Annotated in this window: 18 protein-coding genes, 1 tRNA gene and 1 pseudogene; 8 read left to right on the plus strand and 12 right to left on the minus strand. The window is 47.9% G+C overall.

Annotation, left to right across the window (positions count from 1 at the left end; translation table 11 throughout):
• Positions 1-224: 224 nt before the first annotated feature.
• The 6 genes from FHS16_RS31095 to FHS16_RS31120 form a co-directional block, all read right to left on the minus strand.
• Positions 225-728 (minus strand): CYTH domain-containing protein, encoded by a 504-nt coding sequence (locus FHS16_RS31095; RefSeq protein ID WP_183571578.1) that lies wholly within the window; start codon positions 726-728, stop codon positions 225-227.
• A gap of 14 nt (positions 729-742) precedes the next feature.
• Entirely contained in the window at positions 743-1,492 is a 750-nt protein-coding gene (locus tag FHS16_RS31100; RefSeq protein ID WP_246432068.1) for an AAA family ATPase, read from the minus strand.
• Between the two features lie 67 nt (positions 1,493-1,559).
• Positions 1,560-2,717, minus strand: coding sequence for a YecA family protein (locus tag FHS16_RS31105; protein WP_183571542.1), 1,158 nt, complete (start codon positions 2,715-2,717; stop codon positions 1,560-1,562).
• Between the two features lie 252 nt (positions 2,718-2,969).
• Positions 2,970-4,082 carry a slipin family protein gene (locus tag FHS16_RS31110; protein ID WP_183571544.1) on the minus strand — a complete coding sequence of 371 codons (1,113 nt, stop codon included), beginning with the start codon at positions 4,080-4,082 and terminating at the stop codon, positions 2,970-2,972.
• Positions 4,083-4,132: 50 nt separating this feature from the next.
• The gene (locus FHS16_RS31115; RefSeq protein ID WP_183571546.1) at positions 4,133-4,384 is read right to left on the minus strand and encodes a hypothetical protein; all 252 of its coding nucleotides are present in this window, start codon (positions 4,382-4,384) and stop codon (positions 4,133-4,135) included.
• 210 nt (positions 4,385-4,594) lie between these two features.
• Entirely contained in the window at positions 4,595-6,013 is a 1,419-nt protein-coding gene (locus FHS16_RS31120) for an RtcB family protein (protein WP_183571548.1), read from the minus strand.
• Between the two features lie 189 nt (positions 6,014-6,202).
• Here FHS16_RS31120 and FHS16_RS31125 point away from each other — a divergent pair, with 189 nt between their 5' ends.
• From FHS16_RS31125 to katA, 3 genes are all read left to right on the plus strand, one after another.
• Positions 6,203-7,516, plus strand: coding sequence for a helix-turn-helix transcriptional regulator (locus FHS16_RS31125; protein WP_183571550.1), 1,314 nt, complete (start codon positions 6,203-6,205; stop codon positions 7,514-7,516).
• Complete coding sequence (locus FHS16_RS31130; protein WP_183571552.1) at positions 7,503-8,306, plus strand: WYL domain-containing protein; 804 nt, start codon at positions 7,503-7,505, stop codon at positions 8,304-8,306. Before FHS16_RS31125 ends, FHS16_RS31130 begins: the two co-directional genes overlap by 14 nt.
• Positions 8,307-8,642: 336 nt before the next feature.
• A complete protein-coding gene (gene katA, locus FHS16_RS31135) occupies positions 8,643-10,097 on the plus strand; it encodes a catalase KatA (RefSeq protein WP_183571554.1) in 1,455 nt (484 codons plus the stop codon).
• A gap of 68 nt (positions 10,098-10,165) precedes the next feature.
• On the opposite strand, the gene bshB2 is transcribed toward katA, so the two are convergent.
• Together bshB2 and FHS16_RS31145 are read right to left on the minus strand one after the other, a co-directional pair.
• Entirely contained in the window at positions 10,166-10,822 is a 657-nt protein-coding gene (gene bshB2, locus FHS16_RS31140; RefSeq protein WP_183571556.1) for a bacillithiol biosynthesis deacetylase BshB2, read from the minus strand.
• 23 nt (positions 10,823-10,845) lie between these two features.
• The gene (locus FHS16_RS31145; protein WP_183571558.1) at positions 10,846-11,190 is read right to left on the minus strand and encodes a YojF family protein; all 345 of its coding nucleotides are present in this window, start codon (positions 11,188-11,190) and stop codon (positions 10,846-10,848) included.
• 685 nt (positions 11,191-11,875) lie between these two features.
• On the opposite strand from FHS16_RS31145, the pseudogene FHS16_RS32150 reads away from it, so the two are divergent.
• From FHS16_RS32150 to FHS16_RS31165, 3 genes and pseudogenes are all read left to right on the plus strand, one after another.
• A pseudogene (locus FHS16_RS32150) lies at positions 11,876-13,076 on the plus strand (methyl-accepting chemotaxis protein).
• A 75-nt stretch (positions 13,077-13,151) separates the two neighbouring features.
• On the plus strand, positions 13,152-13,367 hold the full coding sequence (locus tag FHS16_RS31160; protein ID WP_183571564.1) for a hypothetical protein: 216 nt from the start codon (positions 13,152-13,154) through the stop codon (positions 13,365-13,367).
• Between the two features lie 90 nt (positions 13,368-13,457).
• The gene (locus FHS16_RS31165) at positions 13,458-14,321 is read left to right on the plus strand and encodes a DUF4358 domain-containing protein (RefSeq protein ID WP_183571566.1); all 864 of its coding nucleotides are present in this window, start codon (positions 13,458-13,460) and stop codon (positions 14,319-14,321) included.
• Between the two features lie 173 nt (positions 14,322-14,494).
• On the opposite strand, the gene FHS16_RS31170 is transcribed toward FHS16_RS31165, so the two are convergent.
• The 3 genes from FHS16_RS31170 to FHS16_RS31180 all read right to left on the minus strand — a co-directional run bounded on the left by FHS16_RS31170 (position 14,495) and on the right by FHS16_RS31180 (position 19,051).
• Positions 14,495-15,574 (minus strand): acyltransferase family protein, encoded by a 1,080-nt coding sequence (locus FHS16_RS31170; protein WP_183571568.1) that lies wholly within the window; start codon positions 15,572-15,574, stop codon positions 14,495-14,497.
• A complete protein-coding gene (locus tag FHS16_RS31175; protein ID WP_183571570.1) occupies positions 15,567-17,327 on the minus strand; it encodes a class I adenylate-forming enzyme family protein in 1,761 nt (586 codons plus the stop codon). Before FHS16_RS31175 ends, FHS16_RS31170 begins: the two co-directional genes overlap by 8 nt.
• 224 nt (positions 17,328-17,551) lie before the next feature.
• Positions 17,552-19,051, minus strand: a complete 1,500-nt coding sequence (locus FHS16_RS31180) for a DHA2 family efflux MFS transporter permease subunit (protein WP_183571572.1) — start codon at positions 19,049-19,051, stop codon at positions 17,552-17,554.
• Between the two features lie 725 nt (positions 19,052-19,776).
• On the opposite strand from FHS16_RS31180, the gene FHS16_RS31185 reads away from it, so the two are divergent.
• Together FHS16_RS31185 and FHS16_RS31190 are read left to right on the plus strand one after the other, a co-directional pair.
• Positions 19,777-20,166, plus strand: a complete 390-nt coding sequence (locus FHS16_RS31185; protein ID WP_183571574.1) for a hypothetical protein — start codon at positions 19,777-19,779, stop codon at positions 20,164-20,166.
• A gap of 64 nt (positions 20,167-20,230) precedes the next feature.
• Positions 20,231-20,524 (plus strand): hypothetical protein, encoded by a 294-nt coding sequence (locus tag FHS16_RS31190; RefSeq protein WP_183571576.1) that lies wholly within the window; start codon positions 20,231-20,233, stop codon positions 20,522-20,524.
• Between the two features lie 328 nt (positions 20,525-20,852).
• Here FHS16_RS31190 and FHS16_RS31195 read toward each other — a convergent pair.
• Positions 20,853-20,928, minus strand: a tRNA-Val gene (locus FHS16_RS31195).
• Positions 20,929-21,112: the final 184 nt, after the last annotated feature.

Raw genomic sequence — 21,112 nt, forward strand, 5'->3', positions numbered from 1 at the left:
TACTTGTTATCGCTTTTTCGCTTATCCCGAAGGATTTGCGAGGCAGTTGTTACTCGTTGTTCAGTTTTCAAAGAGCAATCTTTTCTTTCGTTTGTAACGCTTGTTTTGCTTGTCGTCCGCATGTTTCTCTCGGCCGGAATTAGAATATATCACGTATGCGCCCATAAGGTCAAGCGTTTTTTAAAACTTTTTGATTTTTTTTGTTTAAAGCTGTCGTTTCCTGCTTATGTTGTCGTGCTTGCTTGCAGCTCTCGCCAGACTTTCTTATTGCTGTACTTCCGTTCAGAGCTAATATCAACGCCAAACCACTCCGGTGCTTGGAACGCATTCGCCGCTTCCACTGAATCAAACTCAACCTCAAGCACAGACAGTTCGATCTGATCATACGTGTCTATTTCAATTATCCTGCCATCCCATTCCGCCGTAATCCGGTTTTTCGTCAGCGGTACGAAACCAAAGGCTTTGACGATCTGCTCATAGATCGACTCCGATATGTTATATTCAATTTCCTCGCGCGACAAGCCATTGCCAAGCTTAAAGGTGTGCGTATACGAGACATCACCGCTCCCCAAGTCTACAATGCGACGTACACGAAGCTCTTGATTCTCGTCAATGGCCAGATAGGTTTGCTCAATCCTTTGCTCCGAAACAAGATGCAGCTTTGCCTGCTCTACTAATGCGCTCGGAAATGCAGGAAGAAGAAACTTGCGTTCGATTTCTAATGACATCATGAACTGCCCCTTTACTCTTCATTTTCTTCTAGAAAAAGCTCATGGAGCATTTTCTCTCTATTGTTGATAAATTGCTTCATCAAGATGAAATGATCGGTTTCCTCCAAAGTCATCCGCTCAATTCCCTCAGAAGATAAATTATAAATGACTGAGTCGGGATAAGCCATTAGAATCGGCGAGTGTGTGGCGATAATGAATTGCGATCGTCTCTGTACCAGCTCATGGATGCGCGAGAGCATGGCCATTTGGCGAAAAGGAGAGAGAGCCGCCTCTGGCTCATCCATCATATAGATGCCGTTCCCGCTAAAGCGGTTGAGAAACGTTGCGAAAAACGATTCGCCATGCGACTGCTGATGCAGCGACTTCCCGCCGTAAGAGTCAATAATGCGCGGGCTTCGTCCGCCCTCACGGTCCATTTGATCAATATTAGTTGCCACATTGTAATAGCTTTCTGCACGGAAGAAGAAGCCGTCCCTCGGTTTATTTACGCTCCGCACCAGCCTCAAGTGCGCATGCAGCTCGGAATGCGTCGCTTCCGTCGAGAAATTGAAATTGATCGTTCCGCCCTCCGGATTAAAGCCTAGTCCAATAGCCATCGCTTCCAAAAGCGTTGATTTGCCCATCCCATTCTCCCCAACAAGATACGTTACCTTCGGATGGAATTCCAGCTCCTCTAGATTGCGTATGGCACTTAGATGAAAAGGGTACATATCGAAACTAGGTACGGATTCCCTAAGAAGCTTTATGCTTCTTAAATACAGACCTTGCTGGCTTTGTCTCAAGGCACGCGCCTCCCGCTCGATCAAGTCATTTTATGCAAAATCCATGCTAGCCGCAGCATTTTTTGAACTTTTTCCCGCTTCCGCAAGAGCAAGGATCGTTTCTTCCGATTTTTTTCCGAGTCTGAAGGTCGATAACATCCGCACTGGCTGCTTGGCTCGGCACTTGATTCAGCAGGAGGCTTGCACTTGCCCGTTTAGCGGACAGCTCCTCCGGCGAATAGCCTTTGATCGCCCATTGCTTCGTACTGTTCATCAAAGGAACCAATAGATTCGTAATCGCGTTCGCCATTTCCAAATTCGGAATATCGATGAATTCCCTCGTAGCGCCAAGAACCTCAGCCAATGAGCTTCCGTTTTTGGCCGCATCGACGCAGGTTTCAGCCATCAATTCCGCTTCTGCCCGATCGATCTCATAACGGTGCAGCACAAAACGAACAAGATTCATATATGGGGTACTGCGTTCTACATATTCCGGCTCGCCTGCTTTCAACAGCTGCTGCTTCGTAAACGGACAGAAATCCAGATCATTCCGAAGCGACCGTTCCCTCATAATACCCTCTGGATTCTCGCATAGCATACTTGATACAAGCTGATCTTCACCGAATGTAAAAGTATCATAATAACATTCAGCCTCTAGCAATATATGGTTGAGCTCATAGGCTACGCTGCTGTCATCAGTCTCAGTAATAATAAAGGATTGAAGCTCGTCTAAGGTCAGAACGCCATAGTAGAACATTAAGCCATGCGTAAGTCGAATCCATTCCGTATTGCGGCTAACGTTCGGATGCTCCTGCAGTGATGTTGTTTCTTTAAAATAAGCAACCAACTCTACAGGCATTAATACAACATGCTTGCCTTCCCACGTTCCTGAGAATAGAATACCCCGCTCACGGAAGTAATCATATTGTTGTAACTCAAGCAACGGCTTATCCCAGATGCCGTCGTTCTTCACTATCTTCTGAAGAAGTTTAAGCCTGTTATAGTCAAAGCTGTCAATGACTTCAGACAGGTGCTCTGAAATTTTTTCCGACAGCTTTTCCACAAGACCTTGCTTGTTAAGCGAGCTCAGATTGCTTATTTTCAAATTTGTGCGAATACTCGTCAATTGCTGCTTAGACAAGGCTCCTAGCGCATCCGCAAAGGAGAGCGGATAAGAGAGCTCAGGCCATAGTTTTTCCAATGTTTTATCAAGCTTCATAGTCATGGTAATCTCCTAAATCATAGACGTATTTCATGCTTTTCTACCAATAATAAAGGCAATCCCAAAAGACATGCAGGTTCAAAGATAACAAAAATAGCGGTTGGAATCAATGAAAAGCTGTTTTTACCAACAAGCCTATCTTGTCCGTTCAGCCTAATCGCGATAGATTTCACCACACTCTTCTACCCATAATAAATAGGCTGTCCTCGCGAGCTTACAGCCCAACGAAGACAGCCTATTGTGCTGAACTACGCATCATTTCTCCACATTCTTAACAGTTAACAGCGAATTCAGGTGCTCGAGCAAATTCCCGCCGCCGGTCAATGAAATATTGCCGATTTTCTCGCATATTTTTTCAAGAAACTCAAGCTCTTTCAGCCGGTACAGCGTGCCGTTCTCATCCATCAGCTTAGCCGTGTTAAGCAAGCTGCGCGTTGAAGCCGTTTCCTCGCGGCGAGTGATCAGATTGGCCTGCGCCTTTTTCTCCGCAAGTAGAACTGTATTCAAAATGTCCTTGACGTCACCGGGAAGAATGATGTCTTTCAAGCCCGCCGATATAAATTGCACGCCGTAATGCTCCTTCTGCTCGTTTAGACGCGAGAGAACAAATGCAGCGATTTCCTGCTTCATGCGCAGCAGGTCATCCAGCTTCAATGTACCGACGTACTCACGCAATATAAGCTGCAGCAAAATATACACCTGATCCTCGAAGCCTTTGATCTGAATCGCTTTTATGGGATCAACAACCTTATACTGGCACACGAAGTTAAGCCGCAGCGTCACTTTATCCTCTGTCATGATTTCTTGGCCGGTCATGTCCAGCTGAAGCTGGCGCAAATCCAATGTTTTCACTTGAACGCTTGTCGGACCCTTCCAGAAAAAGTATCTGCCCGGGCGAAGCTCGCTCTGCAGCGCATTATTATAGAAAAGGAGGCCTGTCTCGTAGCTGGCAACCTCGATGGTTTGCATATAGCCTTGCAGCTTGCCGAGCAAGGAACGGTCAATCTCCTCTGATATTTCCGGGTTTCGAATATCAACGCGTATAAATGTATGTTTTTTCATGACATTCCAGAAAGCATACAGTCCCGCCGTTAGCAGGCCGTTGAATTTGCCATCTTCAAAATGCAGCACATACTCGTAATCTTGAACATCTGCGATCGTCAACTCTGAAGTCAACTGCTCATCATGCAAAAATAGCTGAAGCTCCTTATTGGGAACGGAAAAGCGCTTAGCTACATGTTGGATGACTACTGATTCGTCCGAAAAACTCATATGGCGATATACACCGGGCTGAAGCCGTTTGACATAGCTGCCTTTTTTGAAAAGCAGGCCGCGCTCATCGTCTTTAATCGTTATTTTTCTGAACATAAATAACACCTCTTTACCACTTTTTAGGGTAGCCTTCCTGGCAGGAGCTCTCATGCAGCGAGGCCGGAATCAGGCTTAAGAAAGAAGCTCTGCAGCATTGTGACATCGCTATCGCCAGCCGCATTCGGATGCAACTCCATCCGCTGCTTGCTCGCTTTTGCTTGGTCATAAGGGGCTGCCCGCTCCAATCGGTATCCACCGATTTCATAGGCTTTGCCGCATCGAGCGCATACAGCCAGCTCTGAGAGCACCTGGGGAAGGTTCGTTAGTACACCGTTTTTTTCTCCTTTGGAGGGAGTCATAAATTCTCTACCAGAGAGTTATCGCGGATAAGGCGATACCAAGGGATTCGAACCCTTACATGGGGAGATTCCGCCGAGATGGCCGTACAGCATACAGGCGCATAGGATGCGCGAGCACTGCGGGATTATATAAAATCCCTGCCAAGGTACGCCATTCGTGCATGAACCTCATCTATTATTGATGTTATCTTTAATAGCAATAGAAATAAATTAAATGCCCTTAATCGCAGCCATTGGCTTGCATTTGGCTACTACATCGGCTAAAGATGCGCCAACGATGCTGTCGATAATTTGGTCTACATCTTTATAGGCCTGCGGACATTCATCGAGAATCGTCTGTAAGGATGCATGATTGACGAGAATTTCGTCCTCTGTGCCAACCTTTAGCGATTGCTCGAACTCATCGACCGTTACCAGCTGCTTCGTTGCCTTTCGGGATCTTGCGCGCCCAGCACCATGGCAGATGGAGTAGAAGTTTTTCAGGCCTTCCTCTTTGCCCACCATAATGTAGGAGGACGTCCCCATCGAGCCAGGAATAAGAGCCGGGTGCCCCGTTTCCTTATAGACAGGCGTATTCAGGAAATGCCCGGGCGGAAGCGCGCGTGTCGCGCCTTTGCGGTGAACGAGCATCGGCTGGTTGCGGTGGAACTCTTTTAGCGCATAATTGTGCATGAGATCGTAAAGAACCGGCATTTCGAGACTCGCTCCGAATATTTCACGGAAGGCTTCACGAACGCCGAACGCGATCATATGCCGATTGCTAACGGCGAAATTAAGCGCAGAATACATAAGGTTCAAATATGTTTGCCCTTCTTGGCTGTTAATGGGTGCATAAATCAGGTTCGGATCCGGATTGCTGACTCCCCACTGATTCATGGCTTCCTTGATCGTCTTGTTATGCTCCCGTCCAACCATGCCGCCCCAAGAGCGTGATCCGGAATGGATCATGACGACAACCTGACCGTCGAACAAGCCCCATTTTTCCGCAACGTCCTTGTACGCTTCATTGATTTCCAAATACTGAAGCTCTATGAAATGGTTGCCGCTGCCAAGCGAACCTAGCTGCCCCCGCGCATATTTCAAAATTTTTGGAGGCAGCTGGTTGAGGTAGCTGGCATCAAACCCAAATTTGGATTGCTCCACATGCGTCAGCCATTGGTTATCCGGTACATATTTCTCTGGCAATCCATGCAAGCCAAGCTCTACTACGCTCATGACGTCGATATCTTCATAGTTGGAATTTTTCCGTTCATTCGTCGGAACGTACTTCTCAATGGCTTCTATGAGCGCTCTGCGCAAAGCCTTATCCATCAAATCACGCTTATGCAGCGAAGTCGTATGAACCCTCATTCCGCATCCGATGTCCGAGCCTACGATCGAGGGAGACACGCAGCCGTTTTTCATGCTCCATACTGCCGTCGTTCCAATGCAAGTACCGATGCCGACATGTGCATCAGGCGTGTAGCTCATATATTGATTTCTCGGAATTTGCAGGTTATTGTCAGCCATTTCGTATACCTTGTCTCCGAATGTTTGGAGCACCTCATCGTTTGCAAATACGTGAAGCCGTCCGTGCTCAAGCTCTATTTCATGGTGATTGCCGCCATGCTTCTTATGTTGTATCAGCATTGTCGTCCCTCCAGCCTTTCTTCTTTTACTCCGGCGCGTCGCCTTCTTATGAGCTTTACTTTGCCTGAATGCAGCATGCTTGAACATGGCGTAAGTATGACGACCAAGGAAAATTTTCCTTTTCATTCAAATCCGCGGGCTTCCTGTTATGATAGATAGATATGATCGTTAAGGACCGGAGGAACTGCTATGGCCAGAGAAAGCTTCGATAAGGAAATCCAATTTTTACGCATGCTGGTGCTTACGAGCGGAGCCTACAATCGTCAGCAATACGCGGATAAACTCGGCATATCCGTGCATACCTTCGACAAAACGATTAAGCGGCTCAAAGAAATCGTAAACGCCGTCTATCAAAAGGCTCCAGCCGCGAGCGGCAAGGAACTCGCCGAGACGATACGCTACAGCTATCTGGATTCCTCGGATCCCATGCTGCTGTTTCTGTTTCGCGCCAAATCGCTGAAAGAATCGGAAAGCCAGCGCCTGTCCTTACTGCTTGCTGCCTTGCACGATGAAGCAATGACCGTAAGTGAGCTTCTGGACCTATGCTGCTCCAGCATGCCCGCGGAGCTATCGCTGCCTGACGAGAAGACCATCCGCGGCGATCTCAAATATTTGGAGCAGGTTGGCGTTATCAAGCGAGCGACCGGAGCACGTCCCTACCGCTATCGAATCAACAATGACTTAGTCCGCGAGCTGTCCCATGACGAGCTTCAGGATCTGTATGATTTCGTGGATATCATGGCGAATACCCAGCTGCCTTCCGTGCAAGGATACTTGCTGCGCGACGGACTCAAAAAGCATATCGGCCGGGAGAAGGAAGACCTCGGCCGCACGGACTCCTTCTTATATAAATATCACTATTACTCACGCTTATTGGATGAGGCTCATCTATTCACGCTGCTAAGCGCGATTCGCAGCCGCAGCTGGGTCAGCTTCCTTTATTTCTCGCCCAAGAAAGAAACGAGCTACGCCTCCAAAAATACAAATCCGCTATTCGAAAAGGATACAGACGGACTTCAAGAAACGATGCTTCCGCTTAAGGTCATCTACGATCATCAATATGGGCGCTGGTACCTGCTTGGCCATCATCCGCGCAGCGGCATCAAAAAATATCGTTTGGAGGGGCTGACCCAGATTGCCGAAGGAACCACTGCCGAAGAGACGCTGTTCGAAGCCAAAAGCACGGAGCTCGAGCAGCGCATCAAGCATAGCTGGCTGATCGATACAGGCCGAACCGTTGCGGTCAAGATCCGCTTCTTCCATCCAGGGCGCGGCATTCCAAGCTTCGTCAAGGAACGCGTACTGCTTCAGGGACAATGGGGAACGATTACGGAAGAGTCGGAGGAATCCTTTATTTACGACATCGAGGTAAACGGGACGATTGAGATCAAACCATGGGTCAGGAGCTTCGGCTCCAGCTGCGAGGTGCTCGCGCCCTTGAAGCTTAGGGAGGAAATGATTGCGGAGTGGAAGGAGATTCGGAACTACTATGAATCCGTTTGAAAAAATATTCAATTATCAAATCTTATCCCGGCTGGAAAACTCAGGAACGATGATTATTACGCAGCACGAGCGCGGCTGGCTGAAGCTGATGCTGGGGCATCCCGCAGCCGCTAGTGCCTTTGAGCCTGACACCCTTCATAAGCTGCGAGCTATATTGACGCAGGACCCAAGCCTAGATACGGACGGCTTGCTGCACAAAGCGGCAAGCAAAGAGCGTCACGTCTATCATCCGTATGTCCGCCTCATCCGGCAAGCGATTATGAAGAATGCCGTTCTGCAAATCAGCTACCTGAATAAAAGCGGTGAAGCATCCCCTTCGCAGGCATGCTTTCCTTATAAACTCGAATACTCGATGGTGAAGCGAGAATGGTATTTGCTCTATTATCAGATAAGCAATCGGAGATTAATGCGATCCAAGCTGGAGAAGCTGCTTGGGCTTGTTGAGCTGAAGTGTACGGAGGCGCTTAGCGAGCAGTACAAAGCTTCTATCCATACTTTGCTCAGCAGGCGAAGCGTTAGTGCGGACATACTTATTGAACCGGAATACAATGGGGAGCTTTCTCGGATATTGTACGCTTTTTCCTGCTTCGAGAAGGAAGTCAGCTATGCGGCTGAAGCGAATACGTATACGATACGCTTGTTCTTCGACAGCAGCGACAGCGAGTTTGTGCTTTCCAAAACCCGCTTCCTCGGCAAACGGGTGCGGATTGTGGAGGGGGAGCACCTCAAGCGGCGGATGCTGGAGTCTGCAACCAAGGCACTTGGGCGCTACGCCGAAACAAGCGGTTAACAGCTGATCTCCTATAGTCTATGACCGATCTGCTGCGCCCCGCCATCAGCTCTTTCGTTTGAACCAGATGGCGTTTCTAGTGCATGCCGATGAAAATCGTCCACTGCTTCACATCCATTAAACCAAACACCGGTTGAGGAAATATTTTGCTCAAGGTCATTGGTCGATCCGTACGGCTATCAGATCCGCAGCCTTCTATTCAAATGGCGGCTTTTAGCCGATTTTGGCGAAAAATTTCATTTGTAATCATTATAAAATAATATTGATTTTCCTATGGAAAGCGGTAACATATGAGATGAGGAACAATCATATAAAAACCATAGAGGTGAATTCATTATGAGTACAGAGAAGAACAAGCTTACAACAAGCTGGGGGGCTCCCGTCGGAGACAACCAAAACTCGATGACAGCCGGATCTCGCGGTCCTACGTTAATTCAAGATGTTCACCTGCTGGAAAAACTCGCGCATTTCAACAGGGAACGCGTTCCCGAACGTGTCGTTCATGCCAAGGGCGCCGGTGCGCACGGGTACTTCCAGGTTACGCATGATGTGACCCCTTATACCAAAGCCAGCTTCTTATCCGAAGTGGGCAAACGTACCCCTATGTTTATCCGCTTCTCAACCGTTGCAGGCGAGCTTGGATCTGCCGATACGGTGCGCGACCCGCGCGGCTTCGCCGTCAAGTTCTACACCGAGGAAGGAAATTATGACTTGGTAGGCAACAACACGCCTGTCTTCTTCATTCGCGATGCAATCAAATTCCCAGATTTCATTCATACGCAGAAGCGCCATCCCCAAACTCATCTCAAAAACCCGAACGCCGTTTGGGATTTCTGGTCCCTCTCGCCCGAATCCCTGCATCAGGTTACGATTCTGATGTCCGACCGGGGCATTCCAGCCACGCTTCGGCATATGCACGGCTTCGGAAGCCATACCTTCAAATGGGTAAATGCGGAAGGGCAGTCCGTTTGGGTAAAATACCACTTTAAAACCGAGCAAGGCGTTCAAAACCTCGCCCCGGATGTTGCTGCACAAATTGCGGGAGATAATCCGGACTACCACACCGAGGATCTGTTCAATGCCATTGCAAACGGCGATTTCCCTGCCTGGAAGCTATACGTACAAATTATGCCTACCGAGGATGCGGATACATATCGGTTCGACCCGTTCGACGTAACGAAGGTATGGTCTCAAAAGGATTATCCGCTTATCGAGGTTGGGCGCATGGTATTAGACCGCAATCCGGACAACTACTTCGCAGAGGTTGAACAGGCGACTTTTTCTCCAGGGTCATTCGTTCCAGGCGTTGAAGCTTCTCCAGACAAAATGCTGCAAGGCCGCTTGTTCGCATATTCCGATGCCCATCGATACCGGGTTGGCGCAAACCATAGCCAGCTGCCGATCAACCGTCCGACTAGCGAAGTCCTCAACCACCAGCGCGACGGTCAAATGAGAGCCGATGGCAACGGCGGCGCTTCGATGTACTATGAGCCGAACAGCTATGGCGGGCCAACTGAATCCACCGACCATAAGCCTGCTCCTTTCCAAGTGTCCGGTCAAGCAGACAGCGTCGGTTATGACCATCATGATCATTATACGCAAGCCGGAGATCTGTATCGTCTGCTCAGCGAGGAAGAACGCGCCCGCTTGGTCGATACAATCGTAGGAGCCATGAAGCCGGTGGAGAAGGATGAAATCAAACTCCGCCAAATCGGACATTTCTACAAAGCGGACCCTGAGTACGGACAACGCGTCGCAGAAGGACTAGGTCTTTCCGTCACGCAGCAATAATCGGTATTTCATATCCTATACAGAAAAAGGGGATGGCCACTCGGGCCATCCCCTTTTTCATATCCCATTTAGTTAAACGGATAAATCCAGAAACGCTCCGTACCGTAGCGCTCCCGTATTTCCTCGTCCTCCAGCTTTTTGCTGCCCATGAGCTCAGCGGCTTGGAATTGGGAGCGGTGAGCCTCTATGGATGCCATCTTAGGCTTCAAATATTCCTTGACGTCATTCAGCAAATGCGGTTTGCCTAACACTTGCTGATGGTTTTTGGAGAAGGCTACGCCATATACAATCGGCTGTTCCTCCTTGGGCAGCCTGCTAATCGTCCGTACGACTGCGGCGCCGCATGCATCATGGTCCGGATGCACGCTAAAGCCAGGGTAAAACGTATATACGATCGTAGGGCGCAGTTCTTTAAGCAAATGGTCCAGCTGTTCGTCCAAATGCGCCTGATCCTCGAATTCAATCATCTTGTCATGGAAGCCCAGCATTCTCAAATCCTGAATACCGATCGCCTCGCAGGATCTCTCCAGCTCGATCTTACGGACATGCGGAAGCGTTACCCGATTAGCAAAAGGCGGGATGCCCATATTCCGGCCCATCTCCCCAAGCGTTAAACAAGCATAAGTTACATGAGCACCATCGTCTATATGTTTAGCAAGCGTACCTGATACCGTGAACGCCTCATCATCAGGATGCGGAAATACGACCAATATTTGTTCAGCCATAACGTCTTCTCTCTCCTCTCTCATTAGAAGGGTTCCCTGCTCAATTGAAGCGAAACGACCAGTTTTCCTTGCCCATCATGCCCTGCGAGCAGCAGCCTTCCTGTCTCTTGCTCCTCCCAATGCGTCAATCCCTCCGAATAGATCCAGCCGTCTGCCATCTTGAGACCGACCCGGTAAGGACCAATCCCCGCGATAGATCCATGGGAATATTTAATTCTGGCATTCGTAATGAAATTCGCTGCCGGATGTTTCGAGCTGTCAATATGGGACGCATAGGCTCCCGTAGTCATCTCAAGATGAAGATAAAGCTCCTCATCCTTAAAGCTTTCAATCATGAGCTGTACTTTATCCAGATTGATGAGCTGCAATCTAACCCCTCCTTGGTCTCCCACAAAACGATTGTAATTTCTATGAATGCAATCATTCTAACATACTTAAATAGAAACAAATAACTTAGTCCATTTGAACTATCTTTATATCTAGTATATATGATATACTAACTTCCAAATTTATAGAGCATAGGTCATAAAATATGGATTTCCTTATTGCGTGATTCTATCAACCAGGAGGCCAGACATGAGAAATTTAACGATTAGCAAAAAACTGCTTGGAGGGTTTATATCTGTCCTTATCTTATTAGCTATCATAATGACGATTAACTTGGTACAGCTTATATCGCTCAACCATACATACACCGAATTGATTGAAGACCGCACCAAGAAGATGCTGCAAGTGAAGGATATGGTCATTGCCGTCAAATCAGAACAAATCGCTGTCCGTGTATATGCCATGCTTGGCGACGAAACCTCTCTCAAAGGGATTACGTCCTCCCATGAAACCTATATGACGATTAGCAAGCAGCTGACAGCAGCTGTCAAAACTGCTGATATGATTGAAATGCTTAAGCAATCCGATGCTGCTGAGAACGAATATTTCGAGCTGGCAAAGGAAGTAAGTGAATTAAAAAAACAAAACAAAGAACAAGAGTTTACTGCTCTCCTATCGAATCAAGGCCGTGCCATCATTGCGCGCTTTGAGAAGATATTAACGGATATGGAAGCCTATCAGCAAAGCCTGCTGGATAGAAGTCAAGCACAAGCATCCAAACAAGTCGAAGACGTCATTTCTCTCGTTATTATTTTGGGCATCATCACACTTATATTGGGCTTAGCAATTGCTATTCTTATCGGCAGGCTAATTTCGAAACCGATAACAGAGCTGGCTAAGGCAGCCGAGAAAATCGCAACCGGCGACCTAACAGGCAAGCCCATCATGATGAAAAGCAACGATGAGCTTGGCATGCTGTCCAGCTCCTTTAATATGATGGCCAATAATCTTAGGGCGCTCATTGTGCGGGTAGGCAGCTCCTCTGAGCAAGTAGCAGCGTCCTCTGAGGAGCTAAGCGCAAGCGCTGAGCAAACGTCTCTCGTGACGGAACAAATTGCGATCACCATTCAAGAGGTTGCCACTGGAGTAGACCGCCAGGTGACCTTGGCCCATGAAGGCTTCCAGACCATCCATGAGATGGCGATCGGCTTTCAGCAAATCGCCGCTAATACGCAATCGGTATCTGCCAAGGCTGCAGAAGCATCAGAAAAAGCGATTTCCGGCAATGAATCGATACAAACGGCGGTCGCCCAAATGAATGCGATCAATGATACGGTCAGCGGGCTTGCCGAGGTCATCAGTGAACTGGACGGAAAATCGAACCAAATTAATAACATTGTCGGTGTCATTACCGAGCTATCTGCCCAAACTAATTTATTGTCTCTTAATGCTGCTATCGAAGCGGCTAGGCTTCGAGGTTGTCGCCACCGAGGTACGGAAGCTGTCCCAGCAATCTTCTGACTCGGCTCAGCAGATATCCTCCCTTATCTCCTCCATTCAGGCTGAAATGGCGAAAGCCGTTCAATCGATGGCGAAGGTGACAGCCGAGGTTCACTCCTGTATTTCAATCGTTCATGCAGCTGGACAATCCTTTGACTATATTCGCGAGGCTGCCGAAGCTGTTGCAACGGAATCGGAAGAGGTTTCCGCCTCCGTCGAACAGATGACAGCAGGAGTAGACGAAATGACTGGATCCATGAAAATGATTGCTGAGGTAACGGAAAGCTCAGCAGCTGGCGCAGAGCAAGTGACTGCATCGACGCAAGAGCAGCTCTCTTCCATGGAAGAGATAAGCTCATCGTCAAGCGCGCTAGCTAGAATGGCGGAGGAGCTTCAGCAAACCATCAACCAATTCAAAGTAAGGTAACCGTAAGAGCACTCCTACTCAACCGGCATTATGTGGTATACTGCTACAATATTACTATGCAGGAGGATTAGTCTGATGAAAATTTATGTCGTTCAATCGTTTAATGAAGACGGTCTGGAAAATGTCTATGTGGGCGCAGACGAGGAAAAAGCGCTGTCGCTGAAAGCAGCCGACTTCGACCATTGTGATGCCTTGTTTGTCGAGATTTGGGAGGATGGCGCGAAGACCGATGACTTCCGTCTGCTTGAATCTCCAGAGGATGCCGAGGAAGAGACTGAGCAGGAAGCATAATACACGCTCTCCAAAAATTAAATAGGCTTGCAACCTTTTGTCGAACACGGTCGTCTAGTGTTCGACTTTATTTGTTAAGGAGAGACTCAAATGCTACATATGAAAAAATCGTTGTCCAAAATGGCTGTTCTTGCACTCACCGTTTCCATGCTTGCAGCCGGCTGCAACAATGCAGGGAATGATCCGGTTAACAACTCATCGGCTGGCAATGCGACGAATGAGGTTGAAGCCACTGAGCAGCCTACCGTTAATCCTGCTACGGAAGAACCCGTCGCTACCAAAGCACCTGCTGGCGAAGCTGCAACGAGCGAACCAGCGGCTACCGAAGAGCCGGCAGCTGATGCTGCAACGAGCGAGCCTGCGGCAACGGAACAGCCGAATACAGCGGATGAACCGCAAGTTAAGCCCGCTAATCCGCCCGGCAGACCTTCTGGCGGCAAGCCTGCTCAACCTGCGGCACCGAAGGAGAAGCCAGCCGCTACAGCCAAGCCGACACAGAAACCGACGCAAAAGCCAGCACAGAAGCCAAGCGCAACGCCTAAGCCTACTGTAAAGCCTGCCGAGGTCGTTAACGTATCGGACATCTCCGATAAAATCATTGCCGATATGGAAATGCCACGCATGATTCCTGCCGAAGGCGAGCTGGTTAAAGACATGTACGGCATTGATGCAAGCGCGCTGCTGTCAGACGGCATTTTCCTGCAGGCCATGATGAACACAAAGGCTACTGAGCTTGTTATCGTAAAGCTGAAATCGGACAAAAACTATGATGCGGTCGTTGAAGGCTTAGAGGTGCGCGCTGCACAAATCCAGAAAACGTTCGAAACCTATTTGCAGGATCAATACGAGGATGCCAAAAATTATAAAATCGTCCGTAAAGGCGATTATGTCATGCTCTCTATCTCTCATGATCAGGATAAGGTTCTTGAAATCTTTAATGGATTTTTCAAATAAGAACAAAATAGACTTTCCGACACGTTAGTTTTGGGCTTGCCTGCTCCCGCAATGTACGAAATAAGAGGGTACTAAAAGAACTTTCATCTCCACTTTTAAAGTGAAGGTGAAGGTTCTTTTTCGCGTAATAGGGACTGGGCCGCTTTGGATAATCATGAAATGGAAACTAGTACTTAAGCCGATACTTTGTCAGCCTGCCTTGAAGCCCCTAGTCTAGCAGCTCCGCGCAAGCATGCCGTTATTGCCACACACTCACCAAAGGTCAGCAGCAGCAGCATAACGTCCTGCAGCATGCCCATGCCATCCACGCTCCAACCAAACAGCTTCATATTGACCTGCATAAACAAAATATGCCCGAAGAAGACAACCATGCTGAACAGACTAATCGCTTTGTTGTATTGATGCACAGCTTTGCTTTGAATACGCAGCAGGCCGTAGAAGATAATGAGCGTATTCGGAAGCATGCTGAAAGCAAGCTTATAGTCCGTTGTCCATTCACTGAATATTAGCAGCAGCGCTGTCTCCACGATAGTAAGAATAATCGCGATTGGCACCATTCGCTTCATATTCAGCTTCAGAAAGCCTTCCTCGTATTTGGCAATCAACGCCCCGATGATTACGAAGGTTAGGCCAAATCCGATGTACCTTGTCACAAATAGATACAAATAATCGATATAAACCGGATTAATGGATGAATAGCTTCCGGCTGTGATCCCCAGCACGGTCTTGAGGCTTCCCGAAACGAATTGAATGCTTACGAAACCAAGCAAAGCTAGGCCGGCAGCGAGTTGAAAGTATTGCTTTTGAAACAGTACAAATGCAGCAAGCAGGCCAAAAACAAGCGGCGGAATAAACCAAAATTGAATAAAAGGCCCGTTTAAAAAAATGGCCATAAACAAAACTTTAGCCTGAATGATCAGGTTCCCTGCGCCCAGCCCGTCGCTAGCCAGCTTCGGTAAGATGCTTCCGGCAATAAACAGACAACAAAATAAAGCATAAATGATGCCGATTCTCTTGAAATATTTGAGCATATATGTGCGCGGACTGTCCGCATGGCTCCAGCTTTTGTAGGCTAGGAAACCAGCGACGACATAAAAACAAGGCACGACAACCCGGGTCGCAAGCGAAGTAAACTGTATGATCGCTTGCCCAGGCAATAGAGACATATAACGAATGAGCATGAGATGCGCAACGAGTACGAGCAAGGAACCCGCCAGCTTGAATAACGTAATGCCCGGGTAAAATTTACGCATGCCTACGAAGTTCTCCCTTCCCATTCAACACCATCGACTTTATCTCTGCAATCGATATTTTACCCGTTGGGGAAAGCGGGAAATCTGGAAGAAATACAATATAGCGCGGCAGCTTAAAGGCTGATAAATAAGGAGTCATGTCTTTTTTCAGCTTATCTGACGTCAATCCTGCCCCTTGCCTTGCTACAACGCATGCGCATACCTGCTCGCCGTATAGCTCGTCGGGCACGCCGATGACTAGCGCTTCATCAATATCCTCGTGCCTCAGCAGTACATTCTCGATTTCGACTGGAGATATTTTTTCACCGCCGCGGCTGATCATCCGGTGCAGCCTTCCCGTGATCGTTAAGTGCCTCTGATGATCCAGAAAGCCAAGATCCCCTGACTTATACCAGCCATCCTCGGTCATGCTCGCCTTATCGTAGGCCTCATTCGTATAACGCATAACTCTGTGGCTGCGGATCGCAATTTCTCCGTGCTCATGGGGTGGCATCGCTTCCCCCGTATCCGGGTTAAGGATTCGTACCTCAACGAGCTTATCCACCTTACCTCCAATACTGTATGCGCCCTTCTCGAACTCCTTGTAATTGATCAAGCCGCTCAGCAGATTCGTATGGCTAAGAAGCTTGTACAGCAGCAACAGTACCACGTTGTTTCTTCGATTTACGAAGCAGGTTCCATTCGCAACGGAACCTGCTTCAGACGAGCCATAGCTGACCATAAAGAAATACAAACTCATCCCCTTCATGATTTTTTGCAACATCGTATTATTAACAGCAGCCGATGTAAATGCTATGCCTAGCAACGATTTGAGATTGAATTCCTCTCTGCGCGGCGAGAGCAGCATCTGCTGGACCATATACGGTGTTCCGATCAGTACTCTGCATTTCTCCTTCTCCACGGCTGCTAACGCATGCAAAGGGTTGAAATGACTGAGCATGACAATTCGGATATTGCAAGACTTCAAACTGGTAAACAACGTGGCGAATCCGCCGAGGTGATACAATGGGAGCAGGTTCATAACGGCAAAATACCGGGTTATTTTGTCGCTCAACGACACAAGCAGCGAGTTCGTTTTCCCCGTGTCATTGGTTTGGTCGGATGAAATGAGAAATGATGCGGTAGACCGCAGCACACCCTTCGGAAGCCCCAGCGTACCTGAGGTATAAAGGAGAATAAGCGGATCTTGAGGAGATGTAGACCTGCAAGCGGCCTCAAATGCGGTCTCTTCCATAGCAGAGCCATATGTTTTTAAATCCGAATACAGAAGGAAACCCGTCCCTTCCTGCGGTCTTTCATCCAATACGAAAATATGCTTCGGAAGCCACTTCCCTGCGTCAGCTTCTTCCCTGCTGTCCTGTATGATTTCCTGTACGATCGACGGAAAATGGTTTTGCTGCGCCTCGACGCCCGTAATCAGAATGACTGGTTTCGCGTCCCTCAGATAATGCGCCAGCTCCTGCTTTTTAGAATATGTATTGATCGGCACAATAACGGCGCCTACACATGCAGCGGCAAACATAGCTGCAATCATCTCTGCCCGGCCTGGCATGAGAATCGCTATTGCATCGCCTTTCTTAACGCCAAGCTGCAGAAAGCCTTTGGCCAGCAAGCGTGCTTCCTCCCATATCATTTGCCAAGTGCAGTGCTGGCCTATGCCTGGAAAGCTATAGGCTACGTCATGAGCACTCTCGCTTGCTCTTTTGTGAAGCAAATACGGAATGGTAGAGATGTTCCAATCAGTCTTCTTCATTCATGTTAACCCCCGCTTTATAAAATGGATCGGTACAGCCTCGTGCAGCATGACGATTATGTTTATATAACCTTTATATCGAACAAAAAGAGGCTGATATATGTCATAAGACTCTTTTCATATCTGTTGGATCTAATATAACATCATAATAGTTCTTAATAAAGAACATTTTTGCAAAAAAAATGCAGCATCCGCTTTCTAATAGCAGATGCCGCGTTTAAATCTTATTTTCCTGATACGGCAGCCGTCACCGGCTTCACCGATTTTTTATCTTTTCCGCTTACTTGTTTAGAGCCATCCGTCTGTTTAATCTTTCCGATTAGCAAGCTAAGCGGCAAAGCAACGACTGCAACCAAAGTTGCTACGACGTATACATCATTAACGCTCATCGTAAAGGACATGATACCGATATGAAGCTCATCGACATCCCCCGCTTTCATTAAATCCGTGGCGTGCGTAACGGATCTGGAAGCAAGCATCGTTGTGAAGATTGCAATCGCAAAGGAGCCGAATACGTTCCGAGTCCAGTTCGTAATCGCAGAAGCATGACCCGATAGCTCAGCAGGGATTTGTTCCATTGCCGCATTGCTTGACGGCATCACGACAAACGCAATTCCTATGTTGCGTACAATCATCCACCAAATGATGTAAGTATGAGACACGTCGACACTGAGCCAGCTTAGCGCGAGTGTTCCAATCGTTAGCAAAACAATCCCGCCGGACATTAGCCATCTCGGGCCGATAATGCCGTACAATTTGCCCACGACCGGCATAAGCAGCGCCATCGCAAGCGAAGCCGGCAACAAGATCATACCCGTATCCATAGCTGATACATGTTGAATGCGCTGCAGGAATATCGGCGTCAGCAGTGTACCAGAGTACAGGCTGATCGTAATAATATTCGAGATAACCGCATTCAATGTGAACCTTCTATTTTTGAAAACTTTGAGGTTAAGCAGCGGCGTCTCTGTCGTAAGCTCACGCCAGATGAATAGAAGCAGTGAAACGACACCTAGCAGGAACAGGCCGATAATCTTCCAAGATCCCCATCCCCATGTATGTCCTTGGCCCAGGGCAAGCAGCAAGGACGAACTGCTGACAATGACGGTCAAAAAACCGAGTCCGTCGAAGCTCTTCGGAACGTTCATGCGGTAATAAGGAATGTATGCATACACAAAGCCAATCGCGACCAGACCAATCGGTATGTTCATCAAGAACAGCCATTGCCAGTTCATGTTCTCCAGCACCCAGCCGCTGATCGTAGGGCCAAATGCAGGTGCCAGCATCGCTGACAAGCCCCAGAATGCCACTGCCATCGCTTGGCGTTCCCTTGGGATGATCTGATAAATAATAGACATCGTCGCAGGAATGATCAATCCGCTAAAAGCTCCTTGCAGTACGCGGAAAACGATCAATGAGCCTTCGCTCCAAGCAGACGCGCATAGTATGGACGCAAGCGTAAAGCCAACCAGTGAAAACAAGTACAAGCGACGATAGCTGAACCTCTCGCCTAGATAACCGGCTATTGGTGCCGTAGTTCCCATTGCCAGCATAAAGCCTGTCAGTGTCCACTGCACAGAGCTTAGTGTCGTGTCGAAATGATCCGTCAAAATCTCAAGCGCCAGATTGATTGTAGCCGACGCCAATACACATAAAAAGGACCCGATAAAAATAGCAACCATAATAGGCCAGAAACGCACCTTTTGAGCTTCTGCTTGATTCATGTAGCTCTCCCACACCCTTTAATATTACTTTACAGCTTAACTATTATATTTTAGTTCTAAACTATTTTCAATGCCTATGTCAGTCTTTTTTTAATATCCACAAATGAAAGCGTTGCTACTCATCTTTACTCTCCAGCGCTATAATAAAAAAAGGAATATGAGGAATAAGGAAGTGGATTGAAGAATGCTTTTTTAATTTCAGGAAAATACTTCACAGGCAGCGAGCGGCTCCAAACAACAGCAACCAGAGGCTTCTCCTGAAAACCAACAGTCTGCAGGCGAATACACTGCACCTGGCTTCTCACAGGCCAACCTGCTGCAACTCCAGAGAAATATGGGCAATCGAGCCTTTGCGGAGCTCGTATCGAAGCCTCAAAGCTCAATGCCTTTTTGGACGAATGGCATACGGACGGACAAACCTTCACCTACAGCAATGACACCAAAGGCTTTAGTAAGCTCGCCAAGGATGCTATCAATTACCATTTAAATAAGCATTACAACTGGCGCAGCATCGGAACCGGCCGAATATATGACAGGCGACGCTACGGTTCTATCAATGGTTCCGCTCGTCGATCCAAGCTTGACGGTCAAAGTGCTGACAGGCGATCAGAGAAAAGTCCCCTTCCTTCCCGATAAAGCAGAAAACTTATTTAAAGACCCCCCCGGCTGAGACGGAGCAAACCAAACGAATCCAAGGTCCATCCTTTCTGAAAGACCGGAAGGCATTGCCCGCATATTTCGATGCGGCGCAAAAAGCAGGCGGGATCTCCTTCAGTACGACAGACGATAACAGCAGCTATCAAGGCACATCCGACCGTTATTCAACCGTCTATAATGAGCATACGCCGGGTACCGTTCGACCTTGGAATAAGGAAATCTATGAAGCAACGCGGGTTATTGGCGAAGCATTGCGTGACCCTGAGAAAACAAGCCTACTGCGGGAACAGATTCAGCTGGGAGACTCAATGGGAGATCAAGCGCTCAAGACGAAAATCGAGGAATTCAAAAGAGTCAGGCTTGACCCTGTGTTGGACGGTAAAAATGTCTTATTCTTTGGGGACGCAACAACGGCCAAAAAAGCGGCGCCCATAAAGAGCTGGACTCGCACCGGTTGATGGTCATGCAGCGCCGGATAAGCCTGCAGTCATTACCAGCTTTCTTAAAGATTACGAAAGCCTGTTGAATACGCTCGCAACCGTTAATTACAAAGGAAAAGCTGCAGTAACCAAGGGCAGCTCCTTTAAATTTAATGCAGCAAATATTCGTAGAATGATTACGAACATAACAGGTATGAATGACAGCTCGGACAAAACCGATGCATTATTGCACTTGAACTCCCTGTTAGTAAAGCGTGACTTTACGGATGCTGGTCTTACAGGGGATTGGGACAATTCGGCAGGCGCTGACTCTTTGCTTAAGGATGTAGCAAGTGATACCCCATCGCATCCCCAATTGATATTGTTTAATAAATAATTCCAGCGTATCCGTAATGGACCGATGGGAAGCGAGAGGCCGCCGCTGCAAGTTCGACTAGATTCAAGAGGTCTGACGTTGTGTCACTGGTGGCCGCTACCAGACTGATGATTAACAGCAACCAGCTGCAGGAAAGCGAAGAAAATCAAGTCGAATTCTTGGTCAACTATTTAAGCCCTTCCGACTAAGTGATAATCAACTTGGCCACTAAGATGCCATTCACCATTATGATCGAAAAAGAGCTGCCCTCTAACCGTGGTTAGACGCGCAGCTCTTTGCGTATACAAAAAAACATTGTTCAAATGAACAATGGTCTAAGGTAAATATATGGTGGAGGATGACGGGATCGAACCGCCGACCCTCTGCTTGTAAGGCAGATGCTCTCCCAGCTGAGCTAATCCTCCATGGAAACAATATAAGCCGCAAACTTGATTTTCGTTGAATCAACTTCCAGAGTTTCCTCAGAAAAGATCCAACCAAAACCCTTCAAAGGGTTTGCGCCCTGAAAACTGGATACGAAAGATAAGGTTGCTGAACCTTTACTGCTGCTGTCTACCGGATGTATGGGCCCGAGTAAACGTGTTTAGG

Origin of the sequence: Paenibacillus endophyticus (assembly GCF_014192395.1) — a bacterium.
Taxonomy (GTDB): domain Bacteria; phylum Bacillota; class Bacilli; order Paenibacillales; family Paenibacillaceae; genus Pristimantibacillus; species Pristimantibacillus endophyticus.

Excerpts from the sequence above, each read along its gene's own strand:
- FHS16_RS31175 (WP_183571570.1), bottom strand. The coding sequence starts at position 17,327 with ATGAAGAAGACTGATTGGAACATCTCTACCATTCCGTATTTGCTTCAC.
- FHS16_RS31180 (WP_183571572.1), bottom strand. The coding sequence starts at position 19,051 with ATGAATCAAGCAGAAGCTCAAAAGGTGCGTTTCTGGCCTATTATGGTT.
- FHS16_RS31160 (WP_183571564.1), top strand. The coding sequence starts at position 13,152 with ATGAAAATTTATGTCGTTCAATCGTTTAATGAAGACGGTCTGGAAAAT.
- FHS16_RS31165 (WP_183571566.1), top strand. The coding sequence starts at position 13,458 with ATGCTACATATGAAAAAATCGTTGTCCAAAATGGCTGTTCTTGCACTC.
- FHS16_RS31115 (WP_183571546.1), bottom strand. The coding sequence starts at position 4,384 with ATGACTCCCTCCAAAGGAGAAAAAAACGGTGTACTAACGAACCTTCCC.
- FHS16_RS31170 (WP_183571568.1), bottom strand. The coding sequence starts at position 15,574 with ATGCGTAAATTTTACCCGGGCATTACGTTATTCAAGCTGGCGGGTTCC.
- FHS16_RS31130 (WP_183571552.1), top strand. The coding sequence starts at position 7,503 with ATGAATCCGTTTGAAAAAATATTCAATTATCAAATCTTATCCCGGCTG.
- FHS16_RS31120 (WP_183571548.1), bottom strand. The coding sequence starts at position 6,013 with ATGCTGATACAACATAAGAAGCATGGCGGCAATCACCATGAAATAGAG.
- FHS16_RS31110 (WP_183571544.1), bottom strand. The coding sequence starts at position 4,082 with ATGTTCAGAAAAATAACGATTAAAGACGATGAGCGCGGCCTGCTTTTC.
- FHS16_RS31105 (WP_183571542.1), bottom strand. The coding sequence starts at position 2,717 with ATGACTATGAAGCTTGATAAAACATTGGAAAAACTATGGCCTGAGCTC.
- bshB2 (WP_183571556.1), bottom strand. The coding sequence starts at position 10,822 with ATGGCTGAACAAATATTGGTCGTATTTCCGCATCCTGATGATGAGGCG.
- katA (WP_183571554.1), top strand. The coding sequence starts at position 8,643 with ATGAGTACAGAGAAGAACAAGCTTACAACAAGCTGGGGGGCTCCCGTC.
- FHS16_RS31095 (WP_183571578.1), bottom strand. The coding sequence starts at position 728 with ATGTCATTAGAAATCGAACGCAAGTTTCTTCTTCCTGCATTTCCGAGC.
- FHS16_RS31125 (WP_183571550.1), top strand. The coding sequence starts at position 6,203 with ATGGCCAGAGAAAGCTTCGATAAGGAAATCCAATTTTTACGCATGCTG.